Raw genomic sequence first — 22141 nt, forward strand, 5'->3', positions numbered from 1 at the left:
GTTGCTGATCATATCGAGCCCAAACAGAACAGGACGCTTTCGAGGAAGACGAAAGCCACCTTTGTCTTCAAGGGATCGGCGCCGTCCCACACTGCTCCATGATCAGCGCCTTCATCGCATGTCAGACCGATCGATCATTTTTTGACCAAATGGTCAGCTTTTGATCTGCTCTCACCGGAGTATTTTGACGCGATTTAGAATAAGAACAATAATATCATATGGATACTTGATGGCATGGACCTTGCATTAATTTATGCGGTGCAAAAACTGCCATCAGGGGAACGTCATGACCAACAAGCCTCAGTTGCCAAAAGACACGTCGTCACAGTCACACCAGATCTCGCGTCGCTCGCTTTTGGGAAGTGTCGCCGCAGGGGCGGCAACCGCAAGTTTCGGAAATTTCACCATATTCTCTCGCCAGGCCCATGCGGCTGAACCGCTGCGCGTTCTTTGCTGGCCGGGTTACGAAGAAAAAGACGTGATCGCCGAGTTCGAGGATCTCCACAAGACCAAGGTAGAGTTCAAGATCTATATCGGCGGCGAGCAGATGCTGCAGTTCTTCGCCCAGACCGCGCCCGGCACTTTCGACGCGATCATTTCTGATGCCGAATATGTCCAGAAGCTGAAGGCGAACAAGGCAATCGAGGCCTACAAGACTGACGGCTTTGCAGAACTTGCCAATTACCACCCGAAATTCCGCGATTTTGCCCCCACCAAGGGAGAGACGGCCGGCACGGTCTATGGCATTCCGACACGCTTCTCGTTCTACGGCATTTCCTACAATACCGACGAGATGTCGGCTGAGCAGGCTCAGGACTGGAACTCGCTGCTGGACAAGAAATATGCCGGCAAGATCGGCATGTTCGACTGGTACCTGCCGAACCTCGGCAATGCGAGCCTTGCCGTCAATCCGGGCAACCAGACGCCTTACGCGATCAACGACGATCAGTTGAAGAAGGTCAAGGAGTTCCTGACCAAGCTACGCCCCCAGATCGGCATGTTCGGCTCATCCAACCAGCCGATCGCACAGGCGATGCTTGCCGGCGACATTTTTGCCTCGCCGACCGGCGACCTAGATATCGACCTGAAGCTTGCCGGCTACGACAACTTCTCCTCGACCATTCCCAAGCAGGGCGGCATACGCTGGCAGGAAGTCGCCTGCGTATGCTCGGCTTCGAAGAACAAGGATCTGGCCATGGAATGGGTCAAGTACATGACCTCGCCAAAAGTCCAGTCGAAGCTCGTTTATACCAAGGCGTTCAAGGCGCGCGGCCCGAACATGAAGATCGTCGATTATTGGGACGACGACCAGAAGAAGCTTCTCTCCTATGTTCCGGACCCCGCCAACCCCGGCAAGATGCTGGTCGAGACGCTGATCGACCGCTCCATGCCGCGCGGCCTGCCGGCCAACCAGCCGGAACAGGCATGGATCGACATGTTCAACGAGTTCAAGACGGCCTGATCGGTCTTTTGCCAAGCTCCAGCGTCCCGCACAGCGCGGGACGCCATCTCCTCGTTTCCGGGACGTTCCATGACATCTGCCGCACCTTCACCTCATGATCTCGAACTCCTGTCGATCACCAAGAACTTCGATAGCTTCACGGCCGTCGACAGCATCAATCTCAAGGTCGGCCGCGGTGAATTCGTGGCCATCATGGGACCTTCCGGCTGCGGCAAGACGACCCTTCTGCGCATTCTTGCCGGTCTCGAGACCGCCTCATCCGGTCAACTTTATATTCGTGGCAAGGATGTCTCGGATGTCCCCGTCAATTTGCGCTCAACCCGTCTCGTCTGGCAGAATTACGCGCTCTTTCCGCATCTCGACGTCGCCGGCAATATAGCCTTCGGCCTGACCTTGAAGGCGCACGACAAGGCAATCGTCGCCGGCAAGGTGAAGGCCATGGCCGACCTTGTCGGCCTTTCCGATCTCATGGGCCGTAAGATCAGCCAGCTTTCCGGCGGCCAGAAGCAGCGTGTGGCGCTGGCCCGCGCGCTGGTGACCGAGCCGGACATTCTGCTGCTCGACGAACCGCTTTCCGCGCTCGACGCTCACCTGAGAATCCGCATGCAGGGGGAGCTACGCCGCATCCAGAAGCAGCTCGGCATGGCCTTCATCTATGTCACCCACAATCAGGTCGAAGCCTTTTCAATGGCCGACCGCGTGGTGGTGATGAACAAGGGTCACATCGAACAGATCGATGCACCTGAAGACATGTATGCCCGGCCGAAGACGGAATTCGTCGCCCGCTTCGTCGGCACAAATAATCTGTTTCCCGGCCGCATCCAGGAAATCGGACACGACAAGGCCATCGTCCATTGTGCCCATGGCCAGGTCGAGGTTTCTACCGATGATCCGCCGCCGGTCGGCACCGGCGTCTTCGTTGTGGTCCAGGCCGACAAGCTCAAGCCGGCGCCGACAGGCGTCGCCGGTGAAAACCGGCTGGAAGCAACGGTGCGCGGCCGCGAGTATGCCGGATCACACAACATCTACCTACTCGATCTCGTGGACGGGAGCGAAGTGAAGATGACGCTGCCGCAGGTCCTGCCGCTCGAAATCAACCAGCCGGCAACCGTCTGGTTCTCGCCGGCACATGCTGCACTGATCCGGGGGGCCGCATGACGACAGTCGAGACATCCGCCGCAAAGCCCATGAGAACGCCAAATGACAGCCCGCTCAAGATCTGGTTCCTGGCGCCGCTGGCCATCTGGCTCACGGTTCTTTTCCTGCTGCCGCTGATCTTCCTGCTCTGGATCGGCTTCTGGCGCGTCGAAAATTTTCAGTCCGTTCCCGATTTTTCGCTGAATAACTACGCGGACATTTTCGCAAGCTTCTTCTCGAAATCGCGTTACGGGCTGGCGCTGATCCAGTCACTCTGGGTGGCGATCACCACTGCATTCTTTGCGACCATCCTGTCCTACATGGTGGCGCTGTCGATCGCCTTTGCCGTGCCAGCCCGCTGGCAGCGGCTGGCACTGCTGATTGCGATTGCGCCCTTCTGGTCAAGTTATGTGTTGCGGCTCTACTCCTGGCAGACGATCCTTTCCCGCAACGGCGTCATCAACTCGGTGCTGAAACAGTTCGGGCTTTCCGACTACCGGATCGACCTCATCTATACCCAGATCGCCACCCGCATCGGCCTCATCCACTATCTGGCGCCGATCCTCATTGTCATCCTCTATGTCAGCATCCTCGCCATCGACCGGGTGCTGATCGAGGCGGCGCGCGAGCTTGGCTGCACACGCTGGCAGGCCTTTACCCGGGTCATCCTGCCATTGTCGCGTTTCGGGCTGATGACCGCCGCAAGCTTTGCCGTTATCGTCTCGCTGGGCGATGCGCTTTCCGGCAACCTGCTCGGCGGCGGCGCCGGCACCTCGATCATCGGCAAGTTGCCGACCTATGCCTCGATGATCATGTCGGATTATTCAAGCTCCACCAATCTGCCGCGCACCTCGGCGCTGGCAACCATCCTGATCGTCGTCATGGTTCTGGCGCTCGCTGCCGGTTTCGTGGCCGCGGATCGGGCAAGGCGCAGGACAAGCTGATGGCCACAGTCTCCAAAGGCAATCCGTGGATTTTTTTCGGACGGCTGTGGCTCGGCATCGCCTATGCCTTCATGTTCCTGCCGCTCGCGGTCCTGGTGCTTTTCTCCTTGCAGAAGAACCGCTTTCCCGGCTTTCCGCTGCAGGGTTTCACGCTGCAATGGTATGACAAGCTGTTTTCCGATGGCACGCTCCTGAATGCGCTCGGCAATACGATGATCGTTTCGCCGGCAGCCGCAACCGTGGCGACAGCGATCGCGTTCTTCGCAGCTTACGCCTTCAACCGCTTCACCTTCCGCGGCAAAACAACCTTTCTGGCGCTGGTGACGCTGCCGATCCTGATCCCGCCGCTCATTCTGGGCGTTGGTTTCCTCGGGCTCCTGGCCCGTATTCACCTCTCGGGCACGCTGTTTGCCGTCTTCCTCACCCATGTCGTTCTGATCACAGCGCCGGCGCTGGCCATTATCCAGTTGCGTCTGGCGCAGATGCCAGCCTCGCTGGAGGAAGCAGCCTGGGATCTTGGGGCGACCGAATGGCAGACCGTCGTGAAAGTCGTGCTCCCCTTTGCCATGCCCGGCATATTCGGCGCCTGGTTGCTCGCCTTCACCTTTTCCTTCGACGAATTCATCATCGCCTGGTTCGTTTCGGGCTTTCAGCCGACCTTGCCCGTCGCGATCTACTCGGTTCTCGTCGCCGCCATTGATCCGTCGCTCAATGCTATCGGCACCATCGTTTTCGGCATTTCCTGCCTCGTTCTCATCGGCCTCGAACTGGTCTTGCTGCCGCTTCTGATCGGCAAGCCGGAAAAACAATCATAGAGTATCCCATGCACCTGCTTTTCCGGAACGCCACCCTGCTTGCCATGGACAAGACCCATGGCGCCACGCCGTTCACCGGCGATCTTCTCGTTGAAGGCGACCGGATTTCGGCGATCGGCGCGGATCTTCCCCTGCCCGCCGATACGCGTGTGATTGATGCGTCCGGCAAGCTTGTCATGCCCGGCCTCGTCAACGCCCACCTGCATTCCTCGGAAACCTTCTTCAAGGGGCGTTATCAGGGCACGCCCCTCGAGGTCTGGATGCTCTACTCCTATCCGATCCTGATGAAGGGACCGATCCCGGAACGCCTGCTCTACCTGCGCAGCCTGCTGACGGCGATGGAATCCCTGAAATCCGGCGTGACGACGCTGGTCGACGATTTCTTCGATCCACCCGGCTTCGATCTTAGTCGCCTCAAGCGCGTCTACGATGCCTATGAGGATGCGGGCATCCGCGCCAACGTCTCCCATTGCGTGATCGACAAACATGTCTTCGATACCATGCCTTATCTCAGGGAGATCATGCCGGTCGCCCTGCAAGCCGAAGTCGAAGGCCCCTCGATCACCACGGCTGACTACATGGCCTATTGCAAGGACGTCTTTGCCTCAGAGCACGGTCGCGCCGCACGGCTCGGTTTCATGGTCTCGGCTTCCGCACCGCAGCGCTGCTCGGTGGAGATGATGCAGGCATGCGTGACGCTGGCGCAGGATAGAGGTGTGCCCTATCACACCCATGTGCTGGAGACGAAGACACAGGCGGTGACCGGCCCCGAATTCTACTGCAAGAGCCTCATCCGCTATATGCATGACCTTGGGTTGCTGACGCCAAACACCACCATCGCCCACTCCATCTGGGTCAGCGACGACGACATGGCGCTGATGGGGGCAGCCGGCTGTTCGGTTGCCCACAATGCCGTCTCCAACCTGAAGCTCGGCTCCGGCATCGCACCAATCCGTCGCCTGCTTGATGCCGGCGTCCATGTGGGCCTTGGCACGGATGGGCTTTCCAGCAACGACACCGCCCGGATCTTTGACGTGATGCGGTTCGCGGCATTGCTCCACGATGTGGCAGGCCCAGAGACCGACGGCTGGATGAAGGCGGCAGAAGTGCTGCGTGCCGCAACGATCGAGGGCGCGCGCACCGCGATGCTTGACGAGGTCACGGGCTCGCTGGAGATCGGCAAGCGCGCCGATCTCATCATGCTGGACATCTCCGGTTACGACTACATGCCGATGAACCGGCTCGACCATCACCTTGTCTATTGCGAGAACGGTTCGAACATCAAAATGGTCGTGGTCAATGGCAAGATCGTCGTGGAGGACGCCAAGCTGCTGACCGTCGATGAAAAGGCCGTTTTTGCCGAACTGCGCGAACTCCTGCCCGCCTATATGTCCGAACACGCCGAACTCGAAAGGCTGAATGCCCGGTTCGAGCCCTATATGCGGGAAATGTATCGTCGCGCGACGATCATGGACATCGGCATGAACCGCTATCAGGGTGACCTGCCGCTGTGGCGCGGCGCCAATCATTGAGGACGCCGGCATGAGCCTCTTTCTTCCGGCACAGGTCATCCGTGCCAAGCGCAATCACGAAACTCTGTCCGATAAGGATATCCGCCGCTTCGTCGAGGGCATCGGGGCCGGCGAGGTTTCAGAGGCCCAGATCGGGGCTTTCACCATGGCCTGTTTCCTCAACGGCATGACGACGCAGGAAACGGCCGCCCTGACGCTCGCCATGCGCGATTCCGGCGACGTGGTGGACTGGTCGGGAAGCGGTATCGCGCCAGAAACCATTATCGAGAAACACTCGACGGGCGGCACCGGTGACGAAAGTGTCAGCCTGATCGTGGCGCCACTCGTGGCCGCCTGCGGCGTGTCGATGCCGATGATTTCAGCCCGCGGGCTCGGCCATACCGGCGGCGAGGTCGATCTGATGGAAGCGATGCCGGGTGTGGCGGTCGCCCCCACGACGGACATGTTTCGCCAGGCGGTTGTGTGCGCCGGCGCTGCCATCATCGGCCCGACGCCACGGCTCGCACCGGCGGATGCCGCAATCTATTACGTGCGCGATGTCACCGCGTCGGTGGAATCGATCCCGCTGATCACCGCCTCGATCCTGTCGAAGAAACTCGCGGCCGGCGTTTCCGGCCTCGTCATGAGCGTCAATTATGGCTCCGGCGCCTTCATGCCGACCTATGCGGAAGCGGAAGCTTTGACACACAGCCTGATCGCTGTTGCCCGTATCGCCGGCCTGCCCATGGTCGCTCCGATCGTCGAGATGGACGAGGTCATGGGCGATGCGATCGGCAGCCGCCTTCAGCTGCGCGAGGTCATCGATTTCCTGTCCGGGACAAAGCAGGAAAGCCGGATACGGCTGCTGGCACTCGAAATTTCTGCCGAAATCCTGGTGATGGCGGGGCTCGCGGCCTCGAAGGATGAAGCAACCGTTATGGCTGAAGTGCGCCTTGCCGATGGATCGGCGCTCGACCGTTTCCAGCGCATGGTAATGTCGCTCGGCGGCCCGGAAGATCTTGTCGCAAACCCCGAAGCCTATTTCCCTCCTGCGCCCATCATCGCGCCGCTTGCCTCACCGGCCACCGGTTTCGTTGAGAAAGTGGATGCCTATGCGATTGGCATCGCCATGGTGGGCCTTGGCGCCGGCCGAAAACTGGCGAGCGACCTTCTCGACCACGATGTGGGCCTGAGCGGAATGGTCCATATCGGCGATGCGATTTCGCAAGGCGAACCTCTCTGCATCCTGCATTGCCGCTCTCAGGCCGACTTCGACACCGCGGCTGCAGCGATCACCGCGGCAATCACCATTGGCCTCTCAAAACCGGAGCGCCGGCCGGTCATCACCGGCCGCATTTCCACACGCGTTTAAGAAGGGTTGAGAGAACGATGGCCTTTGCCCAGGAACACGCAATCACCGATATCTGCATCCTCGTTAGAGACATCCAGCGCTCGATCGAGTTCTATACCGGAAAACTCGGTTTCGAGATCAATCGGCAGGCCGAGGGTTTTGTTGAATTCAACGGCGCCGGCCTGACGCTCGCCTGCTGGGAAATCGATCACCTGAGCGACAATACCGGCGTCTCCAATGCCAAGGCGGAAGGGCCGCACAAGGCCTGTATCGCCGTCCGCGTGGGGTCGCCGGATGCGGTGGATGCCGCCTATACCGAACTCAAGGACAAGGGCGTGCCCTTTTATGGCGCGCCCGCAGACTATGCCTGGAACGCACGGGGTGCCTATTTCATCGGCCCTGACGACGAGCTTTGGGAAATCTACGCGTGGAGGGAGGACGGCTCGGTGGGGAATTTCTAAAAACCCCCCGTCCCTATCTTACCTGGCGCCGGCTTCGACCGGTGCGTAACGCCAGGGCTCGATCGTTGCCGGCCGGCCTTCGAGTGAAAGCGTTGTGGTGCGCGGTGCGGTTTCGGCAATCACCCTGCCCCGGCGGATGACGGCAAGGCGGTTGGCTTTCATCCGCACCGCTTCGACCGTGTCGCGCGCCTCAAGCAGCACCAGATCGGCATTACAGCCAACCCCTATGCCGTAGCCGTCGAGACCAAAGGTCTTTGCCGGGTTTTCGGTGATTGCCCTGAAGCAGGCCGCAACCGCATCGCGACTGGTCATTTGGCCGGTATGGACCGCCATATGGGCGACTTCCAGCATGTCGGCGCTGCCGAAGGAATACCAGGGATCCATACAGCTATCTTGGCCGAACGCGACATTGACACCGAGCGCCATCAGTTCGGGCACCCGCATCATCCCGCGCCGCTTCGGATAGGTATCGTGCCGACCTTGCAGTACGATATTGGCGAGCGGATTCGGCACGCAATGGATTTCCGCCTCGGCGATAAGCGGCAAGAGCTTCGAGACATAATAATTGTCCATCGAATGCATGGAGGTCAGGTGCGATCCCGCCACCCGGCCTTTCAGCCCGAGGCGCTGGGTTTCATAGGCGAGCGTCTCGATATGTCGCGACATCGGATCATCGGTCTCATCGCAATGCAGATCGACCATCAGCCCACGTGCGGCGGCGATTTCACAAAGCGCCTTTACCGACAGCCGGCCGTCTTCCATCGTCCGCTCGAAATGCGGAATGCCACCGACCACGTCGACGCCCATGTCGAGCGCCCGCGTGAGATTGGTGCCCGCTGTCGGCGAGCGATAAAAGCCGTCCTGCGGAAAAGCGACAAGCTGCAGATCGAGATAGTCCTTCACGAGGTCGCGAACCTCAAGCAGCGCCTCGACCCCGGTCAGCCGGTCATCGCAGACATCAACATGGCTGCGGACAGCCAGCAGGCCCTGGGATACGGCAAGATCACAGTACCGCAGCGCACGTTCGATGACGGAGTCCTTCGTCAGGAGCGGCTTAAGCTCTCCCCACAGCTGAATGCCTTCGAGCAGCGTGCCCGAGCGGTTGAGGCGCGGTGTTCCAAGCGACAGCGTTGCGTCCATATGAAAATGGATGTCGATGAAAGGTGCGGTCACAAGCTTGCCACCGGCATCGATCACGCGGCCCGCCTCAGCGGTAATCCCGGCTTCGACCGCGACGATCTTGCCACCGGACATCGCAATATCGATGCCAGTTCGGTCATCGGGCAGATTGGCATTCTTGACGAGTAGATCGAAGGTCATTGGTTGCTCCGGACATGGTGGTGGTGCCGCTCCCCAGACTGAGCATCGTTTGCCGATTTCCTTGGCCGGATACGGTCGTTGTTATGGCACCAGACTAGCTTTAACCTGACCAGGTCGTCAAATTTTAGATGGCTTCGGCTTGTGGAAATGCAACTGTCCGCGCCTACCTCGGGCAGGGCAATTCGTTTATACGGCTGCAAAATGAACACACGTGGCAGATGCCGCCGCGAAAGGATGGATCATGGCCCGGACAACGGAGAAACTCGACGAGAAGATCCGCGCCCGCAATATCAGGATCATCCTAGACGTTGCCACAGATGTGTTTTCCCGCAAGGGTTTCGACGGCGCCAGAATTGCCGAGATCGCCGAATTGGCGAATTTGCCGAAGGCCAACATCTATTATTATTTTTCCTCGAAGGAGGATATCTATTCGACGATAATCACAAACCTGATTGCGGGTTGGGATGATGCTCTGTCAAAGCTGCGTATCGACCAGGACCCCGCGGATGCGCTGCGTCAATACGTCAGGGCCAAGCTTGTGTATGCGCGTGAAAATCCCCGGGAATCGCGACTTTTCGCAAGCGAGATCATCCAGGGTGCCCGCTTCCTGAGCAAAAAAGATCGCGCCCATATGCGTGCAGCGACCGATAGATACGTGGCGGTTCTCGACCAGTGGATGCAGGAAGGGCGGATGAGAAAAATCGACGCCAGGCATTTCTTTATCATGCTCTGGGGAGCCACACAGTTCTACAGCGATTTCGAACCACTCGCCTGCGACGCGCTTCACCGCAATTCCCTATCCGAGCAAGACTACGACAGTGCAGTGGATACAATCGTGAGTTCCATCGTCAGCGGCGTCATCCCAGTGGGCGGCTCATGCTGACCCAGAGGCGTCTTCCGCTTCGTTTCGCTCGAAACTGTGATGAGACGCGCCAGATTTGCTCGGGAAGAAGCATTGACTTGTTGAACTGACCGGAGATATTCGAAAAAGACGGTAATGGATTCTGCCGGGCATTACGCCGAACCGCTTCCTGGATGAAGCCGATGACTCCTACTCAACGCGCATCACGCGAAGGAGTAGAGTCGTGCCCGGAATTTCGCTTTTACCCCCCTCCAATCTTATCGGTATGGTTGACGGAGCGTCGCACTCATGACGCTCGCATCCGTTTTTGGCCTTCGTTTCCAGCAGTTTCGCAGTCTCGGAAAATGGATCGTGATCGTCGTGCCCATGGCGATGGCGGTCGGGTCCCTCGTCGCCCTGTTTCTGTGGAGCCTGGAGAGAGCCACCACGCTCCGCTTCGCGTTTCCCTGGCTGATCTACGGCATGCCGGTCGCAGGCTTTGTCATGGTCTGGGCTTACCAGAAGTTCGGCAGATCGGCCGAAGGTGGCAACAATCTCATTGTCGACCAGATCCATGAGCCGGGCGGCGGGGTGCCGCTGCGCATGGCGCCGTTCATTCTGGTCTCCACTGTTTTGACGCATCTGGTCGGCGGCTCGGCCGGCCGCGAAGGAACCGCCGTCCAACTCGGCGGCAGTCTGGCCAGCGCCTTCGGCAGGATGTTCAAGCTGACGCCGGGCGATGTGCGCATCGTGCTGATGGCCGGCATTGCGGCAGGCTTCGGCGCGGTGTTTGGAACGCCCATCGCCGGAGCTATCTTCGCTTTGGAAGTCCTGACCATCGGCCGGATGCAGTATGAGGCCCTGTTGCCCGCCTTGCTGGCCGCCGTTGTTGCCGACTGGACCTGCCATGCCTGGGGGATCCACCATACCCAGTATGCCATCGCCTATCTCGGCGGCGTCGGGGAAGCGGTTGGCTTTTACCTCGATGCGCTCCTTTTGCTGAAGGTCGTTATTGCCGGTGTGGCGTTTGGGCTGGCAGCGCATGTCTTCGCCGAGCTTTCCCACCTGGCATCGAGCGCCTACAAGGCGCTCCTGCCGTATGCACCGCTGCGTCCGGTGCTTGCCAGCGCCCTGTTGCTGGTGCTCGTCTACCTGCTTGGTACGCGGGAATATCTCGGCCTTGGCGTCTGGTCGCCCAACCCCGACGATGCAACACTGCTTGGCTTTTTCCGCCCAGATCACGTCGATTACTGGAGCTGGGCCTGGAAGGGGTTGTTCACGATCGTGACGCTCAGCGCCGGCTTCAAGGGTGGTGAGGTCACGCCGCTGTTTTTCATCGGCGCGGGGCTGGGAAGCGCACTGGCCGGTCTTCTCGGCGCTCCGGTCGATCTTTTTGCGGCACTCGGTTTTGTCGCCGTCTTCGCCGGTGCGACCAACACGCCCCTCGCCTGCATGATCATGGGTATCGAACTGTTCGGGGCCACCCATTCGGTCTACCTCGCCGTCGCCTGCTTCGTCGCCTATCTGTGCAGCGGCCATTCGAGCATCTATCTGTCGCAGCGCGTCGGCGTTCCGAAGACCGCCGCCGCCAACGACATCCCCCTCAATATCTCCGTCAGACATATGCGTGACATGCAGGCGCACACCATCGGCGATCTCGTCGGCAGGGGCCGTCTCCGCGCGATCGCCACCACCGCAACGCTCAACCAAAGGCCCATCATCGTGACGCAACACACGCTGCATTCAACCGAAATCGGCATGGTCCGCATCTACATGAAGCCGCGTGAGAAGACGCCCGGCACAGGCTCCTGGTTCGGCTCCAGACTGCTCTACCGGGAACTCGTCCTGCAGGCGAAATCGGCCGGCATCATGAACGCTGTCGCGCACCATACGCATTTCGGTTATTCCAACAGCGGCACGCTTCAGGACGAGGGTTTCGAAATCCCCAACCCGGATCTGACAATGTGCGTCGAGATGATTGCGCCGCGCGACCAGCTTGAGGAATTCTGCCTGACCCATGGTGCGCTCCTGAAACACAAGGTAATCGTCTACAAGCACCTGGAACAGTGGGATGTTGTCCATCACGACGTGGCGGCGGCAGACGCACGCAAAGTTGCGACATCCTGAAGGAGGCGATCCTCGTCTATCTGATCGTTTTTCACGACGCAGGGATCTGTGGTGCTTTCCGACACGCCGTCGACACGGGAGCTGCCGCCCCGGCAGCATGGGCATGAAAGCCACTCTCGACCACGCAATCCTGCATCAAGGCGGACAATGACCTTGTGAAGGATTGCCTCTCCTCACACGAGTTTCATGCGCAACATTTTTTACCAGCCGTTGGGCTGCAGCACGCGCTTTGCGGCGCAGGATTGTCCACGAGCCAGCGATCTCTCGGCTTGCAGCTCGACGGCCGAGCGTCCAGAGCCACCTCAAACACGCCCGCGTTCAAGCGCGGCGATGAGGCGCAATAGAGCGACATCGGTTGTTTTCCATCGCTGACCTCGAATGTCAGCCTGGCAGACGGGTCCAGACGCACATGGTCGGACACCTTGCAAATGATGGCGCAAAACTTGCTCGCCGGCATGTGGCTCCTTCCATCCTCATCGATATCCCAAAGCTGGATGAACATTTCCGACCAGGCTTCTGGATTGGCCCCACAGTCAAGTGCGGAGAACCGGCCCGCCTTGACCTCTGTCACGTGATAGCCTGCCTTCACGGCTTGCCCGCCGTAGAAAAACACCAGGGGCGCCTCGGGCGTAAGCGCGAGAGTGTCGAGTAGATGGCCAAGGGTGATGTCGGCAGAAACTGACTTGTCGATTGCGTTCATCTGGGCTACTCCATAATGCAATTATTCAAGGATTATTGAATTATGGACGACCGTCAAGCTCTAACGTCCTTTGCCGCACTGTCCCAGGAAACCCGCCTCGCCATCGTGCGCGCCCTTGTGGTTGCGGGCCATGACGGCCTTGCCGCCGGCGTCATCGCGGAACGCATGGGCGTCTCGCCCACGAATGTCTCGTTCCACCTCAAGGAACTGGAACGGTCAGGTCTGATCAGCCAGAGACGGCTGTCGCGGTCGATTATGTACAGTGCCAGTTATGACGCGCTGGCGGACCTGGTAAAATTCCTGATGGACGATTGCTGCTCCGGGCATCCGGCCATTCGCGAGACTGTCGAGCGCTCCGGAACAGCATGCTGTTCTCCTGACACATCATCTCCCGAGGGCTCCGTCATTGCATAAAACCCATGTACCTGCGGGGATTGTCTCCGCCCTCGGCCTGACACAGATCATCGGATACGGAACCCTCTATTACAGCTTCAGCATCCTCGCGCCGGGTATGGCGAAGGATCTCGATCTGACGCTTGCTGAGGTGTTCGGGGTGTTTTCTGCCTCCCTGTTCATTGGCGGCCTCTCCGCCAGCTATATCGGCAGACAGATGGACAGGATCGGCGCCGCAACCATCATGACGATCGGCTCGGTGCTTGCCGCTCTGACACTGGCGCTCTGCGCATGGTCACCGTCCATCGCGATCTTTGCCGTTGCCATCGTCCTCTTGGAGATATCCTCTGGAATGGTGCAGTATCAGGCGGCGTTCGCGGCCCTTGTCGAGAGTGATCCCCGATCTGCGTCCCGCAGCATCACGTATCTGACGCTCATCGGCGGCTTTGCGTCGACGATCTTCTGGCCCATCTCGGCAACACTTTCCGGATATCTGTCCTGGCGCGAGATCTATCTCGTCTTCGCAGGCCTGAACCTGTTCCTCTGCATGCCGCTCCACTACTGGATCATGCGTGTCGGGAAAACGGCAGCAAATGGCGATGCGGCCATCCGCCCGCGCGAAACGGTCGTCGGCGCCATCGCGCCGCATGCCAGACGCCGGGGAATGATCCTCGTCTCAATCGCATTCGCACTGCTGGGCTTCACGCTTGCGGCAATCCTTGCCCATATGGTGCCGATGCTCGGATCGATCGGGCTTGGTGCAGCAGCTGTGGTCATCGGGTCGCTTTTTGGTCCCGCACAGGTGCTCAGCCGTCTCATCAACATGGTGTTCGGCAAGAACATGTCGCCACCAGCGCTGGCCGTTCTCTCCGCAGTCTTGATCGTATCAGGCGTTCTGATCCTGCTGGCAAGCGGCAACAGCCTTCCAGGAGCCGTCGCGTTCGCGATCTGCCTTGGGCTGGGCTCCGGCATCAACAGCATCGCGCAGGGCAGCCTGCCGCTCTATCTGTTCGGGTCGGACGGTTATGGTGCGATCACGGGCAAAATGGCGGCCGCCCGGCTGGCAGTCGGCGCCGGCGCGCCGTTCATTTTTGCAGCAGCCATGGAAAAAATCGGCCTGAGTTTCGCGCTTGTCGCCAATGCCTCGCTGGGAATGGTCAGCATTGCCGCATTCGTCGCGGTGGCGACGGCGGCTCGACAACCCGCCGCCGCGACCGGCTGATCCGTCAGATCGATTTCAGCGAAACACGCTCCTCAAGCTTACTCGCCTGTTCCTTGCGTTCGCTGTAGCGCTCTGTCAGATAGGTCGAGGCATCGCGGGTCAGGAGCGTGAACTTCACCAGTTCCTCGCACACATCGACCACCCGGTCGTAATAGGAGGATGGTTTCATCCGGCCATCGGCGTCGAATTCCTGAAAGGCCTTGGCAACCGAGGACTGGTTGGGAATGGTGATCATCCGCATCCAGCGCCCCAGAATCCGCATCTGGTTGACAGCGTTGAACGACTGGCTGCCGCCGGACACTTCCATGACCGCCAGCGTCTTGCCCTGTGTCGGTCGCACGGAGCCGATCGACAAGGGTATCCAGTCGATCTGCGATTTCAAGATGCCGGTCATGGCGCCGTGCCGTTCGGGGCTGATCCAGACCTGACCTTCCGACCATTCCGAAGCCGCGCGCAGTTCCTGCACCTTTGGATGACTGACGGGGGCCTCGTCGGGAAGCGGCAGGCCCTTCGGGTCGAAAATCTGCACCTCGCATCCCAGCCGTTCAAGCAAACGCCTTACCTCAAAAGCCAGCAACCGGCTGTACGAGACCTCGCGGAGCGACCCGTAAAGGACCAGGATTTTGGGTTTGTGTGTCGAGAAAGCGGGACGCAGGGCGTCGAGGTCTGTTTCACGCAGATGCTGGTCCTGCAAGGCGGGAGATCTATCAGACAATGCGCTTGCCCTCCTCATCGAGGATCTTTTCGCCGTCTTCCTTGCTGAACGGACCCTTGAAGGCATCCGCCGGCAATATGTCGAGGACGACCTCAGAGGGACGCGACAACCGCGTCCCCATCGGGGTGACGACGAAAGGCCGGTTGATCAGGATCGGCGTCTCGATCATCGCATCGAGAAGCTGGTCGTCGCTCAGTTCCGGATTGTCGAGGCCAAGCTCGACATAAGGCGTGCCCTTCTCGCGGATGGCGGCGCGCACCGACAGGCCGGCATCCGAGATCATCCTTGCAAGCTGTTCCCGGCCAGGCGGGGTTTTCAGATATTCGATCACGGTCGGTTGGATGCCTGCGTGCTGAATGAGTTCCAGCGTGTTGCGCGAGGTGCCGCACGCCGGGTTGTGATAGATCGTGACATCCATGATCTAGGTCCTTTCAGAAATTGCGTTGCGGGAAACGGCGGGGGATGACTCGTACCAACCCTTTGAGCGGTTCACGATCCAGACGACCGAGAGCATGACCGGCACCTCGATCAGAACGCCAACGACGGTGGCGAGTGCTGCACCCGATTGAAAGCCGAAGAGGCTGATCGCGGCCGCGACGGCAAGTTCGAAGAAGTTGCTGGCGCCAATCAGTGCCGACGGCCCGGCGACGCAATGGCGCTCGCCCGACATGCGGTTGAGGATATAGGCAAGCCCGGAGTTGAAATAGACCTGGATCAGGATCGGGACGGCCAGAAGCGCGATAATGATTGGCTGGGCAATGATCTGCTCACCCTGGAAGCCAAAGAGCAGCACGAGGGTTGCGAGCAACGCCACAAGCGAGAGCGGCTGAAGCTTTTCCAGCAGGTGGTCCAACTTTGCCGTGGTGCCGCCGGCGATGAGCCTGCTGCGCAGGACTTGAGCGATCATGACCGGGACCACGATATAAAGACCAACCGAGATGGTCAGCGTGTCCCATGGAACGGTGATGGCGGACAGGCCCAGAAGCAATCCAACGATTGGCGCAAAGGCAATGATCATGATGGCATCGTTGAGTGCCACCTGGGAGAGGGTGAACAAGGGCTCGCCCCGGGTCAGGTTGGACCAGACGAACACCATGGCGGTACAAGGGGCTGCTGCAAGGATGATCAGACCGGCGATATAGGAATCGATCTGGTCGGCCGGCAGATACGGCCTGAACAGCCAGCCGATGAACAGCCATCCAAGAAGCGCCATCGAAAAAGGCTTCACCGCCCAGTTGATGAACAGGGTGACGCCGATACCGCGCCAGTAGCTGCCGACCTGAGCCATCGAGCGGAAGTCGATCTTGATGAGCATCGGTATGATCATCAACCAGATGAGGACGGCAACGGGGATGTTGACCTTGGCGATCTCTGCCGCACCGATGACATGAAAAGCGCCGGGAATGAAATGACCGAGCGCAATGCCGACCACGATGCACAGTGCAACCCAGACGGTGAGATATCGTTCGAACGTGGACATCAGGAGGACTTCCCTTGGGCGTTGGTGGTTCCCTCCATCGTCCCGATCTGCCGCAGCCGTGTTTCAAGCGCCAGGCGATCGATCGATGCGAGCGGGAGACTGAGGAATGCCGTGATCCGGTTTTTGAGGAACCGCGCCGCCTGCGCAAACGCGCGCTGGATTTCGGCTTGCGACCCGGTGACGGCCGCCGGATCCTCGACACCCCAATGGGCTGTCATCGGATGTCCGATCCAGACGGGGCAGGCTTCGCCTGCTGCGCTGTCACATACGGTGAAGATGAAATCCATCTGTGGCGCATCCGGCTCAGCAAACACGTCCCAGCTCTTGGATGAGAAACCTGTTGACGGGTAGCCAAGGGCTGCCAGTTCCTTCAGCGCGTACGGATTGACTTCGCCCTTCGGATGACTTCCGGCGGAATAAGCCGCAAAACGACCGCCACCTTCCTTATTGAGGATCGCTTCGGCGAGAATGGAACGTGCGGAATTGCCCGTGCACAGGAAGAGCACGTTATAGGTCTTTTCGGTCATGTCCGTGATCCGTGGTTAGGTTGGCGGTCGGATATGTTTCATCATGGTTGCCGATGGTGGGCAGAGAGCGGACATTTGCGGGCGCGCGAGCACCGCTCCCAGAATCTTGTCGCGCATGCATGGCTCAGACCCGCAAAGCCGGCCGTCTGTTTGTCGTCGAACATCATCCCCCGAGACCGCTCCCGTCCACGTGGTCTATTCCACACCCGCTCATGCCGGACGCTCCGGCGGGCTCGGGATACAGCAAGGCGTAAGTTCGGCGATGAGCGGGGCACACAGTTCCGCCGAGCCACCGCAACAGTCTTTCAAAAGAAACAGCATCATGTCACGAAGCTGCTCAATCTCGGCGCGATACATGATGACCCTGCTGTGCCGTTGCGAGGACACAAGCCCTGCCCGCGACAGAATGTTCAGATGCGCCGACATGGTATTTTGCGGCACCAGCAGCGCGCGCGCGATATCCCCTGCCGGCAGCCCTTCCGGCGCGTGTTTCACAAGCAGCCGAAACGTCTCAAGGCGGGTTGGTTGCGCGAGTGCTGCAAGAGCGAGAATTGCCTGTTCTTGTTCCATATATCCAGATTACTGGAAATATGGAACAAGTCAAGATGCTTGTTTAATCGCGCCCTGCGCGGCTCCGCCATCAAAGTTAGCTATTGTCTCTCTATGAAGATCCGGGGGCATTTAGCGGTCGCATTGATTTGTCCCTTCACGTGCAGGACCGCTCACGGCGAACACCTGCGCCGAAGCCGCTGCGATCGACAACCCGCCGCACCTAGACGAGTTTATGCTAGGACCCTCTCGCCTCACCATTTCCCCGGAGCCGATCCCTCATGTTGCCGCAGTCCAGTTTCGCCACATATCCCAGCCTGAAGAACCGCAGCGTTTTCATTACGGGGGGCGGCAGTGGCATCGGGGCCAGTCTCGTGCGGCATTTTTGCGATCAGGCCTGCCGTGTCGCTTTCGTCGACATTGCGCAAGCAGCCTCGAAGGCGCTGGTCGAGGAGATCGCTGGCTGCGGTCACAGTGCGCCGCTTTTCCTGCCGTGCGATCTGAAGGATATCGATGCGCTTCGCCAGGCGATCGACCGGGCGGCACAAGAACACGGGCCTGTCACGGTCCTGCTCAACAATGCAGGCAATGATGATCGGCACCGGAGCGAAGACGTGACCCCCGCCTATTGGGACGACCGGATGGGTGTCAACCTCAAGCACCAGTTCTTTGCCGCACAGGCCGTGCGCCCGATGATGCGCGAGGCAGGCGGTGGCTCCATCATCAATTTCAGTTCGATCACCGTCATGGTCGGCGATGCCGATTGCCCCGCCTATGTGACAGCAAAGGCTGGCGTCTGGGGCATGACACGCGCCCTGGCGCGCGAGTTGGGGCCGGAGCGCATCCGGGTCAACGCACTTGTGCCGGGCTGGGTGATGACGGAGCGGCAAAAACAACTCTGGCTCGACGACGCCGGCGAGCGCCAGATCCGCGATCGCCAGTGCCTGCGGGAAAAGGTGCAGCCGCAGGATATTGCGCGCATGGCGCTCTTTCTTGCAGCCGATGACAGCAGCATGTGCACGAGCCAACAGTTCATTGTGGATGCCGGCTGGATCTGATCTTTACCGCCGCCTCCAGGGTGCTTCTAGTGATCCTCGTTGCGATCTTCGTGCTCGCTTCGGTCGGCAGCATGCTGGTCGCGCGTGCCAAATTTCGACGGCTCGCTCAACCCGAAGGCCGCGCCCGGAGCATTCGGGCCCCAGCCAGATAGGCCCTTGGCCGCGTCCTCGGCGGCGAGCGGTGCGGCGTTGCATGGCGCAACCAAGACACACGCACTCTTCATCAACAAGACCTATCGGCGCTGCGGCGTGACGTGTAACACCGCAGTTTATGTCATGTCGTCGAGGCCGCTCTTGCCTTCGTGATGGCCAAGCGCATGGGCTGAAGGCGATCCCGATCGAAAACAGCGCCTACATGCTGGCCCCAAGTCCATGGCTGGCATCTTCGACCGCGACAAAAGAGTATCGACAGTCTCATCGGCGCGCTTTGCGACATTGCGGGCGCCCGTATCAAAACAGGAAGGACCGACAATGGAGAGACGCGCGAACGATCTGTTTCCAGGCTTTGAGGACAGGCGCGTCGAAACGGCGGATGCCGATCTGGCTGTCCTTTCGGCAGGCTCCGGTCCCGCCGTCCTGCTGCTGCACGGTTATCCGCAAACCCGTTCGGCCTGGCATCGGATCGCTCCGGTGCTTGCAGCCTCCCATACGGTGGTCGTGCCCGACCTGCCCGGCTACGGCGACAGCCGCATGCGCGCAGACGTGCAAGACCCAGGCTCCAAGCGCCGCATGGGCAAGAACCTGCACCAGATGATGCTGTCCCTCGGCCACGAACGCTTCGTCGTGATGGGCCATGATCGGGGTGGCCGCGTTGCCTACCGGATGGCTTTCGACCATCCGCAATCGGTGGCGGCACTCGTCTCGGTCACCGTCGTTCCAACGCCGAACATGTGGGAGGGCGCCAGCAAGGCCTTCGGCATGGGCGCATGGCACTGGTTCATGATGGCCCAGCCCGCGCCGCTGCCCGAGACGCTGATGGCCGCCGATCCGCGCCTGCTGATCGACCTTACCCTTGGCAAGATGGCGAGTGACCTTACACTGCTCGACCCGCTTGCGCTTGAGGACTATCGGCTTGCGTTTGGCCGGCCGGACGTTCGCCACGCCATGTGCGAAGACTACCGAGCCGCCGCCACGATCGATGACACCGACGATCGCGCCGATCGTGCGGCCGGACGCACAATAAAGGTGCCCGTCCTGCTGCTCTGGGAACTGGGACGGCTTTACGGCGGTGGCCGCGAGCCACTGGATATCTGGGCGGACTGGGCAGACACGGTGGAAGGCAAGGGAATTGGCGGTGGCCACCTGCTTGCTGAAACAGCACCGGAAGAGGTTCTCGAGGCCCTGGTTCCATTTCTGGGGAAGATTGCCGATGTCGGATAAAACGGCCAAGGAGCGACGGGCACCCAGTCTGGACGACGGACTGCTCAGTCTGCGCCAGATGGAGGTTTTCCACGCGGTGATGCAGGCCCGCTCGATCACCGGCGCCTCAAAAGTTCTCAATGTGTCGCAGCCGGCCTTGAGCCGCACCATCCGACGCATCGAGGACCTGCTGGGCATCGCGCTTTTTACGCGGGATCGCAACGGCCTGGTGCCAACCTCGGAGGCGCTCGAGATCTTTTCGGAGATCGATCCGCTGATCCGCCAACTCGTCGGTGTCGGCACGCAGATTGGGCGCATCGCCCGCGGTGAAACCGCCGTGTTCCGGGCAGGCTCGACGGCGAGCGTGGCGCGCGCTCTGGTTCCCCAGGCATTGCGCACGCTGTCCGTGGAAGTGCCCGGCATCGAACTGTTTTTCGATGTCTTGCCGGTCGATCAAATCGAGGAATACCTGATCACCGGCCGGGGTGAGGCGGTTGTCACCATCGTCTCGCCGGAACATCCGCTGATCGCCGTGGAGCATGTCGGGCGCGTCGACATGGTCGCCGTCATTCCCAAGGGCCATCCCCTTGCCAGCCATCGGATCATTCGCGCTGCCGATCTTGCCAATGCCGATTTCATCGCCTTTGCGCAAGGTGGCGCGCACCAGACCGTGGTCGACCGTTTTCTCAGCAGGGAAAATCTGACGATGAACACCCGCGCCGTGGCCAGGTTTTCGGATACGGCGCTGGCGCTGGCAAACGAAGCAATGGGCATCGTGCTGGTGGACTATGTCACGACGCTTGGCCCCGTCGGCAGCAATCTCGTCGTTCGTCCCATCGAGAACGCCCCGCAGTTTTCGATTGCTGTGCTGTGGAACCGGCGCAGGCCGCATTCCGCCAACCTGCGAAAACTGATCGAAATCCTGACCCGCAGGCTGCAGGATCTGCCGCTTCTGTCCCCGTGAAAAGGATATCCAGCGCCCACAGCCATGCCGCAAAGGCATGGGAGACATACTCATTATTCGTTGTCTTCGGTACCCGTCGATGGCAATGAGGCCAGGTGGCGTCCAGGGCGCCCCGCTTTGGGAGGAGAATTGACATGACCGTTTTCTTGAGCCGCCGTCAGGCACTGTTTGGCATTGGTGTGGCGAGTGGCGCTGCGGCCTTCGGCCTGCCTGCACGCGCTGCAACCCGTAATCTAGCCGTGCTTCATCTTGCCAGCCATGCGCCAAGTTTCATCGCGTATGAGCGTGGCTACTACAAACAAGCAGGTCTTGATATCGACCTGAAATTCTTCGAGGCCGCCCAGCCCATGGCCGTGGCCATCGCATCCGGCGATGCCGATTTTGGCGTCACCGCCATGAGCGGCGGTCTCATCAGCCTTGCGCAGAAGGATGCGATCAAGGTGATCGGCGGCGCTCTGACCGAGCAGAAGGGCGTGACCGGCGCCATCATCCTGGCATCGAACAAGGCCTATGAGGCTGGCCTGACCGACCCGTCAAAGCTTTCGGGGAAAAGTTTCGGCATCACCACCGCCGGCTCTTCGTTCCATTTCATGGCGCACAAGATCGCGCTTGCCAACAATATCAAGCTGTCCGACATCCAGCTTCGCCCGCTGCAGAAGCTCGGCGCCATCGTCGGCGCTCTTACCACGGGACAGATCGACGCCTGGGCCATTCAGCCGAACGTTGCCAAGAAGATGATCCGCGAAGGTGCGGCCAAGCAGATCGGTCTCGTATCCGATTATGCGCCCGACTATCAGGTGACGACCGCGTTTACATCAAGCAAAAATGCCGCCAACGAGCGCGACATGACGGCGGCCTTCGTCAAAGCCTATTCGAAGGCGATCGCCGACTACAACGCGGCCTTCATTGACAACAAGGCGAGCGATGCCGAGCGCGATGATCTCGCCAAGATCGTCCACAAATATGTCGAGAGCGACAGCCCGTTCGAACTGGCCAAGCAAAACCTGGTCGAGGGTGCCATGCGCATCAACGAAGGGCTCGCCTTGTCGCTCGGCAGCTGCGTCGAGCAGCTCGAATGGTTCAAGTCCGAAGGCATGGTGAAGGATGCCGTCACGCAGGCACAGCTCTTCGACACGTCCTACGTCAAGACCATCTGATCGGCCTGCTATACCGCGGAGGCCTTCATGGCCTTCGCCTGGAGGACC

22 protein-coding genes and 1 riboswitch are annotated in these 22141 nt (G+C 60.0%); of the genes, 15 read left to right on the forward strand and 7 right to left on the reverse strand.

The genetic code is table 11. The features are described 5' to 3' along the window. Window positions 1-286: 286 nt before the first annotated feature. From AC4CWF_RS23055 to AC4CWF_RS23085, 7 genes are all read left to right on the forward strand, one after another. On the forward strand, window positions 287-1462 hold the full coding sequence (locus AC4CWF_RS23055; RefSeq protein ID WP_491285861.1) for an ABC transporter substrate-binding protein: 1176 nt from the start codon (window positions 287-289) through the stop codon (window positions 1460-1462). Between the two features lie 69 nt (window positions 1463-1531). Further along, the gene (locus AC4CWF_RS23060; RefSeq protein WP_491285862.1) at window positions 1532-2620 is read left to right on the forward strand and encodes an ABC transporter ATP-binding protein; all 1089 of its coding nucleotides are present in this window, start codon (window positions 1532-1534) and stop codon (window positions 2618-2620) included. Continuing rightward, window positions 2617-3543 carry an ABC transporter permease gene (locus AC4CWF_RS23065; protein ID WP_491285863.1) on the forward strand — a complete coding sequence of 309 codons (927 nt, stop codon included), beginning with the start codon at window positions 2617-2619 and terminating at the stop codon, window positions 3541-3543. Before AC4CWF_RS23060 ends, AC4CWF_RS23065 begins: the two co-directional genes overlap by 4 nt. Beyond that, window positions 3543-4358, forward strand: coding sequence for an ABC transporter permease (locus AC4CWF_RS23070; RefSeq protein WP_491285864.1), 816 nt, complete (start codon window positions 3543-3545; stop codon window positions 4356-4358). The genes AC4CWF_RS23065 and AC4CWF_RS23070 overlap by 1 nt, the downstream gene beginning before the upstream one ends. Before the next feature lie 8 nt (window positions 4359-4366). Next, window positions 4367-5890 carry an amidohydrolase family protein gene (locus AC4CWF_RS23075; RefSeq protein ID WP_491285865.1) on the forward strand — a complete coding sequence of 508 codons (1524 nt, stop codon included), beginning with the start codon at window positions 4367-4369 and terminating at the stop codon, window positions 5888-5890. Window positions 5891-5900: 10 nt separating this feature from the next. Beyond that, window positions 5901-7241 (forward strand): thymidine phosphorylase, encoded by a 1341-nt coding sequence (locus tag AC4CWF_RS23080; protein WP_491285866.1) that lies wholly within the window; start codon window positions 5901-5903, stop codon window positions 7239-7241. Window positions 7242-7258: 17 nt separating this feature from the next. After that, complete coding sequence (locus AC4CWF_RS23085) at window positions 7259-7681, forward strand: VOC family protein (RefSeq protein WP_491285867.1); 423 nt, start codon at window positions 7259-7261, stop codon at window positions 7679-7681. 18 nt (window positions 7682-7699) lie between these two features. Here AC4CWF_RS23085 and AC4CWF_RS23090 read toward each other — a convergent pair whose 3' ends face one another. Then, window positions 7700-9001, reverse strand: coding sequence for an amidohydrolase family protein (locus AC4CWF_RS23090; RefSeq protein ID WP_491285868.1), 1302 nt, complete (start codon window positions 8999-9001; stop codon window positions 7700-7702). 211 nt (window positions 9002-9212) lie between these two features. Here AC4CWF_RS23090 and AC4CWF_RS23095 point away from each other — a divergent pair, with 211 nt between their 5' ends. Then, complete coding sequence (locus AC4CWF_RS23095; RefSeq protein WP_491285869.1) at window positions 9213-9884, forward strand: TetR family transcriptional regulator C-terminal domain-containing protein; 672 nt, start codon at window positions 9213-9215, stop codon at window positions 9882-9884. Window positions 9885-9985: 101 nt separating this feature from the next. Further along, window positions 9986-10062: riboswitch (Fluoride riboswitch) on the forward strand. A gap of 89 nt (window positions 10063-10151) precedes the next feature. Beyond that, window positions 10152-11969, forward strand: coding sequence for a voltage-gated chloride channel family protein (locus AC4CWF_RS23100; RefSeq protein WP_491285871.1), 1818 nt, complete (start codon window positions 10152-10154; stop codon window positions 11967-11969). A 184-nt stretch (window positions 11970-12153) separates the two neighbouring features. Here the strand turns inward: AC4CWF_RS23100 and AC4CWF_RS23105 are convergent, their stop codons facing one another. Next, on the reverse strand, window positions 12154-12669 hold the full coding sequence (locus tag AC4CWF_RS23105; protein ID WP_491285872.1) for a DUF6428 family protein: 516 nt from the start codon (window positions 12667-12669) through the stop codon (window positions 12154-12156). Between the two features lie 42 nt (window positions 12670-12711). On the opposite strand from AC4CWF_RS23105, the gene AC4CWF_RS23110 reads away from it, so the two are divergent. After that, window positions 12712-13083, forward strand: coding sequence for an ArsR/SmtB family transcription factor (locus tag AC4CWF_RS23110; protein ID WP_491285873.1), 372 nt, complete (start codon window positions 12712-12714; stop codon window positions 13081-13083). Then, the gene (gene arsK, locus AC4CWF_RS23115; RefSeq protein ID WP_491285874.1) at window positions 13076-14284 is read left to right on the forward strand and encodes an arsenite efflux MFS transporter ArsK; all 1209 of its coding nucleotides are present in this window, start codon (window positions 13076-13078) and stop codon (window positions 14282-14284) included. The genes AC4CWF_RS23110 and arsK overlap by 8 nt, the downstream gene beginning before the upstream one ends. Window positions 14285-14288: 4 nt before the next feature. On the opposite strand, the gene arsH is transcribed toward arsK, so the two are convergent. From arsH to AC4CWF_RS23140, 5 genes are all read right to left on the reverse strand, one after another. Continuing rightward, window positions 14289-15017: an arsenical resistance protein ArsH gene (arsH, locus tag AC4CWF_RS23120; protein ID WP_491285875.1), complete on the reverse strand. Its 729-nt coding sequence runs from the start codon at window positions 15015-15017 to the stop codon at window positions 14289-14291. Further along, window positions 14992-15417: an arsenate reductase (glutaredoxin) gene (arsC, locus tag AC4CWF_RS23125; RefSeq protein ID WP_491285876.1), complete on the reverse strand. Its 426-nt coding sequence runs from the start codon at window positions 15415-15417 to the stop codon at window positions 14992-14994. Before arsC ends, arsH begins: the two co-directional genes overlap by 26 nt. Before the next feature lie 3 nt (window positions 15418-15420). Further along, window positions 15421-16479 (reverse strand): ACR3 family arsenite efflux transporter, encoded by a 1059-nt coding sequence (gene arsB / locus AC4CWF_RS23130; RefSeq protein WP_491285877.1) that lies wholly within the window; start codon window positions 16477-16479, stop codon window positions 15421-15423. Then, window positions 16479-17006 (reverse strand): arsenate reductase ArsC, encoded by a 528-nt coding sequence (locus tag AC4CWF_RS23135; protein WP_491285878.1) that lies wholly within the window; start codon window positions 17004-17006, stop codon window positions 16479-16481. Before AC4CWF_RS23135 ends, arsB begins: the two co-directional genes overlap by 1 nt. Before the next feature lie 210 nt (window positions 17007-17216). Beyond that, on the reverse strand, window positions 17217-17576 hold the full coding sequence (locus AC4CWF_RS23140; RefSeq protein WP_491285879.1) for an ArsR/SmtB family transcription factor: 360 nt from the start codon (window positions 17574-17576) through the stop codon (window positions 17217-17219). Window positions 17577-17836: 260 nt separating this feature from the next. Here AC4CWF_RS23140 and AC4CWF_RS23145 point away from each other — a divergent pair, with 260 nt between their 5' ends. From AC4CWF_RS23145 to AC4CWF_RS23160, 4 genes are all read left to right on the forward strand, one after another. Further along, complete coding sequence (locus AC4CWF_RS23145; RefSeq protein WP_491285880.1) at window positions 17837-18613, forward strand: SDR family NAD(P)-dependent oxidoreductase; 777 nt, start codon at window positions 17837-17839, stop codon at window positions 18611-18613. 471 nt (window positions 18614-19084) lie between these two features. Next, window positions 19085-19993 (forward strand): alpha/beta fold hydrolase, encoded by a 909-nt coding sequence (locus AC4CWF_RS23150; protein ID WP_491285881.1) that lies wholly within the window; start codon window positions 19085-19087, stop codon window positions 19991-19993. Further along, on the forward strand, window positions 19983-20936 hold the full coding sequence (locus tag AC4CWF_RS23155) for a LysR family transcriptional regulator (protein ID WP_491285882.1): 954 nt from the start codon (window positions 19983-19985) through the stop codon (window positions 20934-20936). The genes AC4CWF_RS23150 and AC4CWF_RS23155 overlap by 11 nt, the downstream gene beginning before the upstream one ends. Before the next feature lie 134 nt (window positions 20937-21070). Next, the gene (locus tag AC4CWF_RS23160) at window positions 21071-22093 is read left to right on the forward strand and encodes an ABC transporter substrate-binding protein (RefSeq protein ID WP_491285883.1); all 1023 of its coding nucleotides are present in this window, start codon (window positions 21071-21073) and stop codon (window positions 22091-22093) included. Window positions 22094-22141 lie beyond the last annotated feature (48 nt).

This window comes from Neorhizobium sp. PAMB6630 (assembly GCF_058242775.1).

What these genes read in the sequence shown, in the direction of transcription:
- AC4CWF_RS23055 (WP_491285861.1), top strand. Translation starts at nt 287, where the DNA reads ATGACCAACAAGCCTCAGTTGCCAAAAGACACGTCGTCACAGTCACAC.
- AC4CWF_RS23060 (WP_491285862.1), top strand. Translation starts at nt 1,532, where the DNA reads ATGACATCTGCCGCACCTTCACCTCATGATCTCGAACTCCTGTCGATC.
- AC4CWF_RS23065 (WP_491285863.1), top strand. Translation starts at nt 2,617, where the DNA reads ATGACGACAGTCGAGACATCCGCCGCAAAGCCCATGAGAACGCCAAAT.
- AC4CWF_RS23070 (WP_491285864.1), top strand. Translation starts at nt 3,543, where the DNA reads ATGGCCACAGTCTCCAAAGGCAATCCGTGGATTTTTTTCGGACGGCTG.
- AC4CWF_RS23075 (WP_491285865.1), top strand. Translation starts at nt 4,367, where the DNA reads ATGCACCTGCTTTTCCGGAACGCCACCCTGCTTGCCATGGACAAGACC.
- AC4CWF_RS23080 (WP_491285866.1), top strand. Translation starts at nt 5,901, where the DNA reads ATGAGCCTCTTTCTTCCGGCACAGGTCATCCGTGCCAAGCGCAATCAC.
- AC4CWF_RS23085 (WP_491285867.1), top strand. Translation starts at nt 7,259, where the DNA reads ATGGCCTTTGCCCAGGAACACGCAATCACCGATATCTGCATCCTCGTT.
- AC4CWF_RS23090 (WP_491285868.1), bottom strand. Translation starts at nt 9,001, where the DNA reads ATGACCTTCGATCTACTCGTCAAGAATGCCAATCTGCCCGATGACCGA.
- AC4CWF_RS23100 (WP_491285871.1), top strand. Translation starts at nt 10,152, where the DNA reads ATGACGCTCGCATCCGTTTTTGGCCTTCGTTTCCAGCAGTTTCGCAGT.
- AC4CWF_RS23105 (WP_491285872.1), bottom strand. Translation starts at nt 12,669, where the DNA reads ATGAACGCAATCGACAAGTCAGTTTCTGCCGACATCACCCTTGGCCAT.
- AC4CWF_RS23110 (WP_491285873.1), top strand. Translation starts at nt 12,712, where the DNA reads ATGGACGACCGTCAAGCTCTAACGTCCTTTGCCGCACTGTCCCAGGAA.
- arsH (WP_491285875.1), bottom strand. Translation starts at nt 15,017, where the DNA reads ATGAGGAGGGCAAGCGCATTGTCTGATAGATCTCCCGCCTTGCAGGAC.
- arsC (WP_491285876.1), bottom strand. Translation starts at nt 15,417, where the DNA reads ATGGATGTCACGATCTATCACAACCCGGCGTGCGGCACCTCGCGCAAC.
- arsB (WP_491285877.1), bottom strand. Translation starts at nt 16,479, where the DNA reads ATGTCCACGTTCGAACGATATCTCACCGTCTGGGTTGCACTGTGCATC.
- AC4CWF_RS23135 (WP_491285878.1), bottom strand. Translation starts at nt 17,006, where the DNA reads ATGACCGAAAAGACCTATAACGTGCTCTTCCTGTGCACGGGCAATTCC.
- AC4CWF_RS23140 (WP_491285879.1), bottom strand. Translation starts at nt 17,576, where the DNA reads ATGGAACAAGAACAGGCAATTCTCGCTCTTGCAGCACTCGCGCAACCA.
- AC4CWF_RS23145 (WP_491285880.1), top strand. Translation starts at nt 17,837, where the DNA reads ATGTTGCCGCAGTCCAGTTTCGCCACATATCCCAGCCTGAAGAACCGC.
- AC4CWF_RS23150 (WP_491285881.1), top strand. Translation starts at nt 19,085, where the DNA reads ATGGAGAGACGCGCGAACGATCTGTTTCCAGGCTTTGAGGACAGGCGC.
- AC4CWF_RS23155 (WP_491285882.1), top strand. Translation starts at nt 19,983, where the DNA reads ATGTCGGATAAAACGGCCAAGGAGCGACGGGCACCCAGTCTGGACGAC.
- AC4CWF_RS23160 (WP_491285883.1), top strand. Translation starts at nt 21,071, where the DNA reads ATGACCGTTTTCTTGAGCCGCCGTCAGGCACTGTTTGGCATTGGTGTG.